This window comes from Legionella busanensis (assembly GCF_900461525.1).
Classification (GTDB): Bacteria; Pseudomonadota; Gammaproteobacteria; order Legionellales; family Legionellaceae; genus Legionella_C; species Legionella_C busanensis.
Genome location: NZ_UGOD01000001.1, coordinates 1,843,588 through 1,855,953, shown reverse-complemented (window position 1 = coordinate 1,855,953; position 12,366 = coordinate 1,843,588). Strand labels below are relative to the sequence as shown.

Here is a 12,366-nt window from a genome sequence, read left to right as displayed (position 1 = left end):
GATTGTCTTAACTCTCGTCCCAAACTAGAATAAATACAGTACAAAGTGTTATAATTGTCAATTTATATACAAGCAAGTTTAATTATTAACAGTAATCCATGATAATTCAATAATCTGGCAACTCATCAAGCTTACTTATTCATTCAGATGTTCTTTGGTTACTGACGGTGGCTTATACCTTTTGCCTTTTACTTGCAAATTGGTTTGATATACGTTTAATACATCTTTTTTCTTTAGATACGGATGCTGGCACCTTAATTTTTCCATTTAGTTTTTTGCTGGCTGATTTAATTACTGAAGTTTACGGCTATAAACATACGCGCCGAGCAATTTGGCTCGCTTTTCTTTGTAACCTAATATTTATTATTTATGGTCAACTTGTTACTCATCTTCCTAGCCCATCTTATGCAACAAATAATAACGTATTTGATGATTTAATGACTTTAAATACCCGTATAATATTTGCTTCATTTATTAGTTATTGGCTGGCAGAACCTACAAATATCTATATTCTTGCAAAATTAAAAATTAGGTTTCAAGGGCGTTATATGGGAGGACGTTTTTTGCTATCAACTGTCATAGCGAGCGGACTTGATAGTGTTGCATTCGGTTATATTGCTTTTTATGGTTTAATATCTCAACAAAATTTATTGTATCTTATAGGAACAATGTGCTTTTTTAAAGTTGCTATAGAATGCATGGGGATGCCTTTTTCAGTCTATTTAGCGCAAAAATTAAAAAACTATGAAAAGCTAGATGTTTATGATATTGATACAAAATTTACTCTATTTAGTTTAAAAACAAATTATTTGCTAAGCAATAACAGGGGTTAATTCTAGGGATTTATTTTATGTTAACTCAAGATACTTTAACAGGCAGCGTTATTTATTTAGAACCTATCTCTGTCTTGCATAAAAAGGATTTACAATACGCAGCAAATGATGAGGCAATATGGCAGTTTATGCCCATTTCTGCTGCTGGCTCTAATTTTCATAAATGGTTTGAGGATTGTCTTGTCAACCAAGAACAAGGCAATCAAATAACGTATGTTGTCCGGCAAAAAGATAATAATTCTGTATTAGGTTGTACAGCTTATTATGATATTAATTTATTTCACCGACGCTTAGCCTTAGGGTTTAGCTGGTATATTAGAGCGGTATGGGGCACGGCAATTAACCCTGAAGCAAAAATGTTGATGTTAAATCAAGCTTTTGATAATTGGGATATAAATCGAGTTGAAATTAGCACTGATCCTAACAATCAACGTTCCTATCAAGCTATTTTGGCTTTAGGTGCGAAAGAGGAGGGGTATTTACGCGAGCATATGATGAATCATAATGGCCAACTGACTGATACCGTTTTATTTAGTATGTTAAAAAGCGAATGGCCTAAGATCAAAGATAAATTAAAAAAACGTATTGAATTTAAGCAGCGTTGTCAATTTAAGTGAGAATATGATGTTACAATTTAAGCCTTCTAGTAATCAATCGTTGGATGTATTAGATACCATTCTTAAAGAAACAATATTGTATTTGAAAAATACATGGATAAATAATCCAGACACCGGTATCGTTGCTTGTTGTTTATTAGATGGTGATAAAAAAGTATTTGCTACCAGTAGCCGTAATGGCAACTATTGGCGTCATGCTGAACGTAATGCTTATTATCAATTTAAAAAGCGCTATGGTGAGCCTTCAAGAGATGCTGTGTTTGTTATTACTTTATCGCCCTGTATAAAGGCGTTAAAGGCTCGCGCTCAGGATGAAGCAGCTTGTGCCAATCTTATCAATGATTTAGGAGTAAAACGTATTCACTTTGGCGTTTTAGATACTTTACATGCTGAAACATTATCCACCTATAGTTCTTTAGGCTTTAAGCCATCTTTAAGTCAAGATCATTATTGTAAAACAATGTGTGAAAAATTAATGGCAATTTTTACAACCTATCAATCACGTATTAGTAAAGATTTATTAGGGATCAAACGAGAATTAGGGGAAGCTTTCTTTAATTCAACAAGCCAAGAGGTTGTTGCAAATCAGGCCTTTTTAACAAAAATTTAAAACAATCACTGATATCACAAAGGGATAGGTAAAATTTAATTTTTTTTTTATTATCTTAGAAATACCATAAATTAATTTTTAATATCTAATTGCATTAGATCTGTTTCGGATAGTTCCTGCGCCATTGCTTTTATGCTTTTAATAAAATGCTTTATAAAAGGCCTTACATGCTTACAAGTATCGGGTGTTAGGCCCTCAAGTGATTTATGTCCGACATAATCTGATACAAGAAGGCCAGGCATAATATGTATCTTATCTTCTGGATGCTTATCATTCCATTCCTTAATTCTTTCGATAGCAAAGAAGGTCTCGCAATCAACTATAGTACAACCTTCTTCTATACGTTTTTCAAGCCACGTGAACGTTTCTATAAAGGGTGAATCCACATGAACATGTAAGGCTTGCTTTTCATTATTAAGCCATCCTAAACATTTTTGCTCTATAGGGGGCATAATTACTTCATCCCTATCCAGAATGTATTCCATACCATTTTCCGGATTAGTCGTTTTGAAAAAAACATGATAAGTTCCAATATGTCGCTCAACTTCCTTCTCTTCTAATTTTTCATCCTTTTTATTAATTGCACCTCCTATACCAGCTAAAAATACCTCACGTACATTTAAAAAATCAGCCATGTCAGTCAACATAGGCCCCATTACTTCACCATAAGGCATACTTAAGTTAATAATGCCTTGTACAGAACCTTTTGCTTGTTTGAGTGGGTAATAGGTCATTACACATCTACTTCCTGGGTCGGATGTTATTTTATTTTCAATATCAATATCATGCTTTAATTTTTCAAGTTCCCTGCCAATAATCTCTCCATTCCCTGCAATAACCAGCGCTGTATTTTGTTCTGCTAAATTTATTCCCATTGCTATAATTTTTTCTTTAAATTTTAAAATATCTTGGGTAATTTCATGCTCTACACTTTTAGTGTCACCATATACTTTGACGTGCTCAACATTAACAGCTGCCATTTTAAGCGTTAGCAATTGTGAAATTAAATTAGCTTGACTTTGAATTGCTCCTAAAGTAATCACGAAGTCTGTATTCGCCTTATTGAAAAAAGTATAATACCTGCCCGTAGAGGGGAACCATATTTCTTCTACTAATTCGTAGCCTCTACTACGATAAAAATTTATCATATCCTTAGTAGCGCCCAGAAATGCTTCAATTTTTCCTTGCTCTCCACAAGAGCGTAATAAACCTTTTAAGGGTCCACCTAGTCTCATATCGAGAGCTTGTTGCACTTTATCTTCCTTGGTTTGTCCTTCACTAGGTATAAAGAGTGTATGAGTATCATTTGGATTAAAATTCTGCACACAGGTAGGAATGTTTTCCATCCTTATAGAACTTACATCAATTTCAGCTTTCGAGGGAGTGGTAGTCAGGCTACTTTCAGTCCACGATATTTCCTTAATAACTTTTTCAGCCCGACGTACTTTATAATTTGTGCCTTGTATTGCTACAATATAAGGTATTTTAAATTCTTCATTTTGGGTAGACATTGATTGCTTAGAGGGTTTTAAGGAAGCCTCATGAAAGAAATGTTGCTGACGTACTTCGGTGTGGAATGGCTTTAAACTTTTTTGTTCCTTTGTTATTTTTCCAATAGTTTTTTCATCATCTAACGTGGGTACACGTTTTCTCTTTGTATGCACTTCTTGATGATTCTCGGTTATTAATTGTTGGATTCCCAAGGGTAGCTCAGATAACTTAATTAAGTTTTGGACTTCGTTGTCTAAATTGATACAGTTTTTTAGCTCGTTTAATAAATTTTCTGGCAGCCAAAATTGTTGAAGACGCCATTCTCCAGGGGCTATATTGTCTACGGTAGGATGATACCCATATATCTTCACTTGCTTATCTTGAATGATAATGATTGCGACATGATTATTTTTCTTAGAAACTTCGGCAATATTAGTTGCGTCCATTTCCTGATTAGAAAGAATAATGACATAATAATCACTTTTAATTATTCGTATATATCTACCTTTATCTTCAACTTTATCTTGCGACATCTATAATTCCGCTTATGTAAGTCTCATGATACATAAAATTATAGTTAATATTTATACAAATTAATTAAATTTTAATCTTTTTTAAGTGATAAAGAGTTAGTTAGATAAAATCAATTAAGTAGGAGTAATTTTAAATTTTTGCTAGAAAATTAAAGCTACTATCTAGCTGATTTTAATTAAGGACTATTTTTAATTTATAAAAATAAAAATTATCAATAAGTTACCGTAATATAGTGGCGGTGTCTTAATTACGCTGTATTGTATCACCGCTATCCTCTATTTTTAATTATTCCATTGACTCATCGGTGCAAAGACAGTTGGGTCGGTATAAACTGCCACTAAGATCGGTCCTTCTGAAATAGAAAAAGCCTCATTTAATTTTTCCTCTATTTCATTGTTATTCTTAATGTCTATACCCGTGATATGACAACTCTTAGCTAAGGAACGGTAATCAGGATTAAGCAAGTCTACGCCATATTTATCTTTTTGTTGTGCTGCCACTCGTTGTAAGAGATTATTGCAAAAAACAATGATTATAACGTTCAAATCATATTGGGTGGCAGTGAGTAGATCAGCTAAGACCATTTGTAATGCTCCATCTCCAATAATTCCTACAACTTTTGCCTCAGGTTTAGTCAATTTTGCAGCGATTAAGGCAGGTAAGCAAAAACCCATAACGCCTAATCGGTTACTTACTAAAACTAATTGACGTTTTTTTAGTTTTAAGTATTTCGTTGCCCAAACAGTAGAATCACCAATATCGAGCGCTATGATTGTTTTTTGAGCGTCGATAAAATTGTTAAGCTTATTAAAAAATAATTCTTGTGAAACAAAGGGTGTTTCTTTCTTTAATTTAGTTGGTGGCGAGGGTTGTAAATTTATGTTATGGCTAATGGTTGAATGAGAATTTACTTTATTTATAAGGCCTAGAGCAATCTCAGCGATATCACCCAATAACATTCTCTTTTTTATGAATTGATAATCTAATAAGGAAAAATTAGGTTCACATTGTATTAATTCACGCGTTTGATCAACATCTGTATCTGTTAATAAATAGATAAGATCATCAACGCCAAAGGTAATAATAACTTCCGCCTCTCTTATACCATCTAAAGCTAAGTTATTTGCAGGTGCGCCAAATAAGCCTAGAATACCAAGATAAAGGGAATGATCTTCCCGAATTACACCTTTACCAGCAAATGTACTGATTATTGGCGCACAAATCTTCTCAGCAAAATTTTCAATTTCTTTACCTGCACCATGTGCCCGAGCACCGACGCCAATAACTATTTTCTTAAAAGAATTTATAGTGTCGGCAACGACATCCAAAGCCATTTCGGGCGGGCGGTAAAGCTGTATATTGCGGTGTAAGCGTTGGTAATGTAAACGCGCAGATTTCAATTCTTGTCGAGTGAATTTGGTAAGTTGTAGATCTGGCGTAATAGCTAAGTGAGCAGGGCGGTTATAACGAAGAATATAGCCTACTGCAGTTTGTAATAATTGAGGAACTTGAGCAGCATTCTCACAAATAGCATTAAAACCGCAGCAAGCATCTGTTAATTTTAGCTGATCAACACTCTGAAAATGTCCTAAGCTATGCTTATTGGTAATCGGTAATCCTGAAATGACGAGGACAGGAGAATGATCTAATTGTGCATCAAGTAAGCCGGTTAATAAATTAGTTACGCCTGGACCACAAGTAGAGGCACACACGCTTAAGCTTTTTGTTAATTTACCTTGTGCTGAAGCAGCTAAAGCAGCAGTTGACTCACTTCGCATTAAAACCCATTCGAGTGAGGGATGATTCTTTATTGCTTCCATAAGCGGTAAAATTGCAGCGCCTGGGTATCCAAAAATATAGCGAACTTGATATAGTGCTAAATAATTACAAATATGCTCTGCAATATTCATAGAAGAAAATTTAGAGTAATAATACTATTAGTATAGCTAGAGTTAACATAAGTCCAAAAAGGAGAATATGTATTCTGTTATCTTGGAGTTACTACCTTTTATTCTTATTATTTTAAGTGGCGTAATTATAGAAAAAAGCCAAATATTAGGTACGGAAGGGTATAAAGTACTTAATAAATTTGCATATTATTTAGGGGTTCCTGCACTTTTATTTTCATCATTTGCCACAGCATCTATTACTTTTAGTAGCTATGAGAACTATTCTATTGCATTTATTTTATCGATGTTAGGCTTATATATTCCTATTTTTAGTTATGTTTTTTATAAAACTAAAAATATAAACTTAGCTACTTTAGCCAGTTTAGGTTCAGTATTCCCAAATAGTGGTTTCATTGGTATTCCTATTTTATTTATTTTGTTTCGGCAAGAAGGGGTAATTACTGCTGCCTTATCTACTCTGTTAACGTTAATACCTTTTTCTTTAGCAATTATTATTTTAGAGAGGAACAAATATGGCATGCAAAAAGCTTTTTTGCAGACGCTGCTAAGAATTGTTAGAAATCCTCTATTATATGGTGCTGCAGCAGGTATTTTAATTTCTTATGCTAATTTGCATCTACCTCATTTTATCCTAAAGACTACTCATCTACTTGGTGAAGCAGGCGTACCTTGTGCATTACTAGGTATTGGGCAGATGCTTGTTATATTTAGAGTTAGGAATTTATCTGCTCTTATTGTGCCAGTCGTCATTAAATTAATTTTGCACCCTTTAATCGCTTTTTATCTATTTTATTTGTTTAATATAGAGCCCAACCTCTTAACCATGGGCGTCGTTCTTGCTTCTCTTCCCACTGCGGTGATGCAATCTATATTAGCTTTTGAATTTGAAACTTATCAGGCTGAGAGTTCTGGGCTAGTGATGCTAAGCACAGTTTGCTCTTTCATATCACTGCCCATAATCCTTTATTTTATGCAAGATATAGCAACTTCATTTTAACGTAAGAAACGCATTCCTCGCTGAAGCAAACCAATCTTAGACTGTAGATTGATCCTACATTTCTGGTGTTGAATTTGGCTGATAAGTTATAGTATTAACCAAGTTTTGGCGATTTCTTGTATTTGTGGTAGAAAAAAAGCTGAGACTAGTTTCGCAGGCAGTAGCTAGGGAAGCGCAGCTTACAGCCCCACCTGATATTATTGTTAAAGGCGTTACTAAAAGACTGCCAATAGCACCTATTAATGTTCCCCCCATAAGAGCAATAGATGATAAAGCTGGTAAGCATTGATTTTGTTGCAGTAATTCATCTTTACTAATTTCGAGATTATTAATATTTGGCATAATTTCTTACGTTATAAATTAAATTTTTCAATTATAATGTTCATTTATTAAGGTTTTATTAACATAAATTTGTAAAATAAAAATTTTGTAGAGTAAGGTTTTTTTAATCAAAATGACTTAAACGACAATATTTAAAAATGCCATAGTATTATCCGAATAATACAAATTCTTTTATCTAAATTTTAGGAGTCAATTTTCCTATAACTACTTTATTAGAATGATAAGTATTTAATATAAAATCCACAAATACACGATGTTTCAAGGACAAAAATTTTGGCCTGGGATATACCATCCATACTGACATTGGGGTGGAGCGAAAGTCTGCCAAAACTTCTATAAGCTCACCGCCATCAATAAATTTTTGACAGAAGTAGCTTGGCAAAAAAGCAATGCCTACCCCTTGTAGCACTGCTTCTAACACCAAAGCAGAGTTATTGAGACGTAAATTACCACTGACAGGAATAGAATAGTCTTTATCTTGTTGCTGAAAAAACCAACAATCGCCTTCATATAAATTTATTTGATGGATTATACAATTATGATTCTTTAATTTATCAGGCTTTTTAGGTATTCCATGACGTTTTAAATAAGTTGGTGTAGCACAACAAATCATTTGGTGATCTATTAATTTTTTTGACTGTAAAGTGCGTGTATTTATCTCCTTATAACGAAAATAAATATCATATGAATCATCAATTAAATCAGGAAAAATATTGCTTTTTACAAATTGAATTGTAATTTGAGGATAAATTTCCAAAAATCTAGCAATTATTGGTAACAATTCTAAGTAACCTGAATAGACAGAAACTGAGAGGTTAATTAAACCCGAAGGCTCTTGTATTTTATTAGCAATATCAGTTCTTAATTCTGCAAGAATTTTAGAAATATTCTGACAATGTTTGTAGCAATAATCACCATATTTTGTCAAAGAAAATCTTCTCGTATTTCGATTTAACAACGTTACGCCAAGTTCTTGTTCAAGGTTCGCTACTTTTCGCGTCACTGAGGCGGGAGAAATTTTTAATACATTGGCTGCTTTATAAAAGCTATTGCTGTCTACGACCTGTAAAAACACTTCTATATCTGATAACACAACAAATTATTATTTCATTTTTGAAATAATATATTACAGAAATATGGGATTGATTGCTACAAAGAAATAATGAAAGAATGATGTCGGAAACATAAATAAAGGACTAAACATGAATACAATAAACGATACAATTTCTATGCATGCAAATTCAGTATTTACAGAAAAGAAAATTCGCGCATTGCGTGAACAGTTTTCGCGCCAAGGCATGGTTAAAATTCCTAATATTGTTAGCGAAAATCTTAAGAAAAAGGTACATAACGAAATATATAATTTATTAGAAAAGTATGCTGAACGTCGCGATCTTCTTTTAAAGACTACTGATAATACGCCACGATATTTAAGCGTTGTACGCAGTGAATTAATTGAAGAACATAGCATGACAATTAAACACATTAGAGAGTCTGCAGATTTGTTAATGTTTTTGGAGAAAATTACCCAAGAGAGATTATTAATCGATGTAAAAGAAGATGAAAAGTTTGTCATTACCAAGCAAGAGTTTAGTGGCGATACCCATGGCTGGCATTGGGGAGACTATAGTTTTGCTTTAATCTGGATTGTTGAAATGCCACCGGTTGACTGTGGTGGAATGCTCCAGTGTGTGCCTCATACTAGCTGGGATAAAGAATCTCCTGATGTGCATCAATATTTTTGTGATAATCCAATTAGCACTTATTCATTTGTTCCAGGTGATGTGTACTTGTTAAAAGCTGATACCACGCTACATCGCACTTTACCTTTAAGATATAACGCCACGCGTATTATGCTTAATATGACCTGGGCTAGTATGCGCGATCAGGCAAATCCATTCCTTACTGTGGATGATCGTTGGTGGGATAATGTTAATGCTCAGGCCGCACAGCATGTTTAAAACTAATCGGATTGTCCATGACCCTGCGTCATTTCTAAGGGCTCAACGTGATTTAATGCATTGTGAGTCTTTTGAAAATATAAAAGAGCTAGTTTTAAGCTTAATCAACAAAAATAATAAGTGGCGAACAGAACAATGCATCAATCTTGTTGCAGCTGAAAGCCCCATGAGTCAAGTTGCTCGCTCATTGTTTGCCTGCGATTTAAGTATGCGCACTGCTGGTGGACATATCGGTAGACAAAATCGCTATTTTATGGCGAGTAAATATATCGATCAACTTGAGTCAATTTGTCATGTTCTAATGACTAACTTATTTGGTTGTTATTATTGTGAACACAGATTATTAGGGGGAACACAAGCCTGCCAAGTGGCATATTCTGTTCTGACAAAACCTAAGGATACTCTAATTACCGTCATGCCTAAGCATGGCGGTGATTCAAGTAATTGCACACAAAGTATGCCTGGTTTGTTAGGCTTAAACATGATACCCATGCCTTTCCTGCCCGATCATTTAATAATTGATTTAGAAAAATTTGAATATTTAATTTGTCGTTATCGACCAGCATTAGTAACCTTAGGTTTTTCAATTTGCCTATTTGAACAACCAATAAAAGAAATCTGCGCCATTGCCCGAAAATATAAAACTCATGTTTTTTACGATGCAGCGCATGAGCTCGGTTTAATTGCTGGTAAATGCTTCTCTAATCCATTTAAACAAGGCGTAACTGTAGTTAGTGGTTCTACTGGAAAAACATTTAGCGGACCACAAGGTGGGTTATTACTTTGGAATGATGAGAATTTAGCTACATCAATCGCAACAACGGTTTTTCCTAATTTTGTAGGCACATACCAGTTAAATAGAGTAGCCGCATTGACCTTAACTGCATTAGAGTTGCACCAATATGGTGAAGCTTATATGAAACAAGTTGTGTGTAATGCGAAATCCTTAGCAAAACATTTGGATGACTGTGGCATTACTGTTTTTGCTAAAGAAAAAAATTACACCGAAACACATCAAGCTTTAATTAATGTTGAAAAATATGGTGGTGGATTTCGTGCTGCAAGTCGCTTAGAAGCATGCAATATCATCGTCAATCACGTTTCAATACCTGGTGATGATAAACCTTTACAGGGAATAAGGATAGGTACTACTGAGCTAACTCGACGTGGGATGCAAGAGAAACAAATGCAAGAGATTGCTCGGCTTATTTATAGAGCCTTAGCAACCGCTGAACCAGCAGAATGTATTGCGATAGATGCCAGTCGATTAATTGAAGCGTTTCAAGAAATTTATTATTGCTAAATAAAAATAAGGACATTACAACAATGATTTATACTCTAATGACAGCAATTTTGCTAAATATTATGCCTGGCCCTGCTATGTTTTATGTGATGCAGCAAACATTAAGTCGAAATTCACGCGCCATTGCACTCTCGATTATTGGTATTGAATTTGGAACAATATTTCATATTATTTTATCGCTGGCAGGTTTAACTGCTATTCTTGCTGATTCAGTTATATTTCAAACAGTCTCAAAATATGTTGGCGGTTCTTTCTTGATTTATCTTGGTATATCCCAATTAATAAAACCTAAAAAACTAGGTCTTTCTACCACTCAAAGCTCAATATTTTTAAAAGGGACTATCATCAACGTACTTAACCCTAAAATTATTCTTTTTTTTATGACTATACTGCCGCAATTTATCAGTTCTAATAACAATTATTCTACCAAACACCTTGTTTTAGCAGGGTTTATCTTCGCTTTTTTGGGTGGCCTTGCAAATATAATTCTTAGTTTGGCTGTAAATATGTCACTTAAATCCATGCAAGATACCGCTAAAATATTTCTCATTATAAAATGGCTAACCCGAGTAATCAGCTGTTTATTTATTTTACTAGGCGCTGCCTTAGTATGGGTACAATAAAGTTATAAAAAATTTCAAGTAAAAAGGGCAGGCGCCCTTTCTACTCAATTTTACAAAAATTTTATGATGGTTATGCAGAATGAATCACCTAAACAAGCAGAAAACATTTCGTCTGAATTAGATGATTTTGGCAAAGCCTACTACACAACTATTTTTTCTCTTTAATTATTAAATTTTAATTTTTCATTTGTAGGTTGCACCAACGTTTCGAACTGGTTTAACTTAAACGTTTCTTTTATAAACTGTATTCGACGAGCCAAAGAACCTGTGGAATTGACTAAGGCAATTTTTTCGAGCTCATTAACTGCTTCTTGCTAAAAACGTTTTATTGTAATAATTAGACTAAAATTATCCAGTTGTATACGTTCAATTAAAATTTTTATAGCTTGATATGTAGGTAATATAGAGATAGTAATTGAACTAAAGACTTCAGTATTATGGATTTTTAATATAATTTAAGTTGCTTATATCATATAAATATTAAATAACTGTAATTTACGTAGTTGGAGAAAGTAACTCATTAATTATAACACCACTTTATTCAATAACGCAGGTTTTATAGTGGGAATAGAGAATAAATCTACCTGTCTAAAAATTAACTACGATTGTTTTATAATTTTCCTCAGTTATTTAACAAAACGTGATTGTACTGCACTACATCAAAGTTACAGAGGCCAAAATTAATCCTATAATTAGCGATTATAGGTATCTATAAGGAATAATATGCCACTTACCAATTGCGTAGATTGTAAAAAAGAAATTTCCACTAATGCTGAAAATTGTCCCAATTGTGGTGCACCTTTAAAATCTAAGTCACTGATATCTAAAAATTTAGGCTTTGGTAGCCTGATAGATTCAGTAATAATTTTATTGGGGCTAATTCTAATTTTTACAGGAAAAATTTTAGGACTTATTTTGATACTAATAGGTGTCATTCTTTTATTATTTAGGATAAAAATCTGGAGTGTAATAGGGAGAAAATAACCAAATATTTTGATATGAGTGTGGAGCTTTAAAAAATGTTTTTTTTATCTTTTTGAAAGATATACATTATTTTTTACTTAATTAAACGTATTAGAAGATTACTTAGGTATGCAAATAAAGTATAGGAAAAATCTAGATTATAATTAGCAGCACTTAATGCT

At 33.4% G+C, this 12,366-nt stretch carries 12 protein-coding genes; 8 read left to right on the top strand and 4 right to left on the bottom strand.

Going from position 1 to position 12,366, the window contains the following annotated elements; all coding sequences use genetic code 11:
- Nucleotides 1-167: 167 nt before the first annotated feature.
- Genes DYH30_RS08295 through DYH30_RS08285 form a run of 3 tightly spaced genes read left to right on the top strand, consistent with a single transcriptional unit; the run spans nt 168 to nt 2,060 of the window.
- Nucleotides 168-833 (top strand): queuosine precursor transporter, encoded by a 666-nt coding sequence (locus tag DYH30_RS08295; RefSeq protein ID WP_242604653.1) that lies wholly within the window; start codon nt 168-170, stop codon nt 831-833.
- Nucleotides 834-850: 17 nt separating this feature from the next.
- Nucleotides 851-1,450: a GNAT family N-acetyltransferase gene (locus DYH30_RS08290; protein ID WP_115331211.1), complete on the top strand. Its 600-nt coding sequence runs from the start codon at nt 851-853 to the stop codon at nt 1,448-1,450.
- A 4-nt stretch (nt 1,451-1,454) separates the two neighbouring features.
- A complete protein-coding gene (locus DYH30_RS08285) occupies nt 1,455-2,060 on the top strand; it encodes a cytidine/deoxycytidylate deaminase family protein (RefSeq protein WP_115331210.1) in 606 nt (201 codons plus the stop codon).
- Nucleotides 2,061-2,131: 71 nt separating this feature from the next.
- On the opposite strand, the gene DYH30_RS08280 is transcribed toward DYH30_RS08285, so the two are convergent.
- Both DYH30_RS08280 and DYH30_RS08275 read right to left on the bottom strand, forming a co-directional pair.
- Nucleotides 2,132-4,084: a hypothetical protein gene (locus tag DYH30_RS08280; protein WP_115331209.1), complete on the bottom strand. Its 1,953-nt coding sequence runs from the start codon at nt 4,082-4,084 to the stop codon at nt 2,132-2,134.
- A 282-nt stretch (nt 4,085-4,366) separates the two neighbouring features.
- A complete protein-coding gene (locus DYH30_RS08275) occupies nt 4,367-5,995 on the bottom strand; it encodes a thiamine pyrophosphate-binding protein (protein ID WP_115331208.1) in 1,629 nt (542 codons plus the stop codon).
- 67 nt (nt 5,996-6,062) lie between these two features.
- Between DYH30_RS08275 and DYH30_RS08270 the strand changes: the two genes are divergently transcribed.
- On the top strand, nt 6,063-6,992 hold the full coding sequence (locus DYH30_RS08270; RefSeq protein ID WP_115331207.1) for an AEC family transporter: 930 nt from the start codon (nt 6,063-6,065) through the stop codon (nt 6,990-6,992).
- A 54-nt stretch (nt 6,993-7,046) separates the two neighbouring features.
- Here DYH30_RS08270 and DYH30_RS08265 read toward each other — a convergent pair whose 3' ends face one another.
- Complete coding sequence (locus DYH30_RS08265; protein WP_115331206.1) at nt 7,047-7,334, bottom strand: hypothetical protein; 288 nt, start codon at nt 7,332-7,334, stop codon at nt 7,047-7,049.
- A 175-nt stretch (nt 7,335-7,509) separates the two neighbouring features.
- Nucleotides 7,510-8,427, bottom strand: coding sequence for a LysR family transcriptional regulator (locus DYH30_RS08260; protein WP_115331205.1), 918 nt, complete (start codon nt 8,425-8,427; stop codon nt 7,510-7,512).
- A 109-nt stretch (nt 8,428-8,536) separates the two neighbouring features.
- Here DYH30_RS08260 and DYH30_RS08255 point away from each other — a divergent pair, with 109 nt between their 5' ends.
- The 4 genes from DYH30_RS08255 to DYH30_RS17840 all read left to right on the top strand — a co-directional run bounded on the left by DYH30_RS08255 (nt 8,537) and on the right by DYH30_RS17840 (nt 12,205).
- The gene (locus tag DYH30_RS08255) at nt 8,537-9,295 is read left to right on the top strand and encodes a HalD/BesD family halogenase (protein ID WP_115331204.1); all 759 of its coding nucleotides are present in this window, start codon (nt 8,537-8,539) and stop codon (nt 9,293-9,295) included.
- Complete coding sequence (locus DYH30_RS08250; protein ID WP_115331203.1) at nt 9,288-10,598, top strand: aminotransferase class I/II-fold pyridoxal phosphate-dependent enzyme; 1,311 nt, start codon at nt 9,288-9,290, stop codon at nt 10,596-10,598. The genes DYH30_RS08255 and DYH30_RS08250 overlap by 8 nt, the downstream gene beginning before the upstream one ends.
- Nucleotides 10,599-10,621: 23 nt before the next feature.
- A complete protein-coding gene (locus tag DYH30_RS08245; protein ID WP_115331202.1) occupies nt 10,622-11,221 on the top strand; it encodes a LysE family translocator in 600 nt (199 codons plus the stop codon).
- Between the two features lie 723 nt (nt 11,222-11,944).
- A complete protein-coding gene (locus DYH30_RS17840) occupies nt 11,945-12,205 on the top strand; it encodes a hypothetical protein (protein WP_131740611.1) in 261 nt (86 codons plus the stop codon).
- The last annotated feature ends 161 nt before the right edge of the window (nt 12,206-12,366 follow it).

Excerpts from the sequence above, each read along its gene's own strand:
- DYH30_RS08290 (WP_115331211.1), top strand. The coding sequence starts at position 851 with ATGTTAACTCAAGATACTTTAACAGGCAGCGTTATTTATTTAGAACCT.
- DYH30_RS08285 (WP_115331210.1), top strand. The coding sequence starts at position 1,455 with ATGATGTTACAATTTAAGCCTTCTAGTAATCAATCGTTGGATGTATTA.
- DYH30_RS08280 (WP_115331209.1), bottom strand. The coding sequence starts at position 4,084 with ATGTCGCAAGATAAAGTTGAAGATAAAGGTAGATATATACGAATAATT.
- DYH30_RS08275 (WP_115331208.1), bottom strand. The coding sequence starts at position 5,995 with ATGAATATTGCAGAGCATATTTGTAATTATTTAGCACTATATCAAGTT.
- DYH30_RS08270 (WP_115331207.1), top strand. The coding sequence starts at position 6,063 with ATGTATTCTGTTATCTTGGAGTTACTACCTTTTATTCTTATTATTTTA.
- DYH30_RS08265 (WP_115331206.1), bottom strand. The coding sequence starts at position 7,334 with ATGCCAAATATTAATAATCTCGAAATTAGTAAAGATGAATTACTGCAA.
- DYH30_RS08255 (WP_115331204.1), top strand. The coding sequence starts at position 8,537 with ATGAATACAATAAACGATACAATTTCTATGCATGCAAATTCAGTATTT.
- DYH30_RS08250 (WP_115331203.1), top strand. The coding sequence starts at position 9,288 with ATGTTTAAAACTAATCGGATTGTCCATGACCCTGCGTCATTTCTAAGG.
- DYH30_RS08245 (WP_115331202.1), top strand. The coding sequence starts at position 10,622 with ATGATTTATACTCTAATGACAGCAATTTTGCTAAATATTATGCCTGGC.
- DYH30_RS17840 (WP_131740611.1), top strand. The coding sequence starts at position 11,945 with ATGCCACTTACCAATTGCGTAGATTGTAAAAAAGAAATTTCCACTAAT.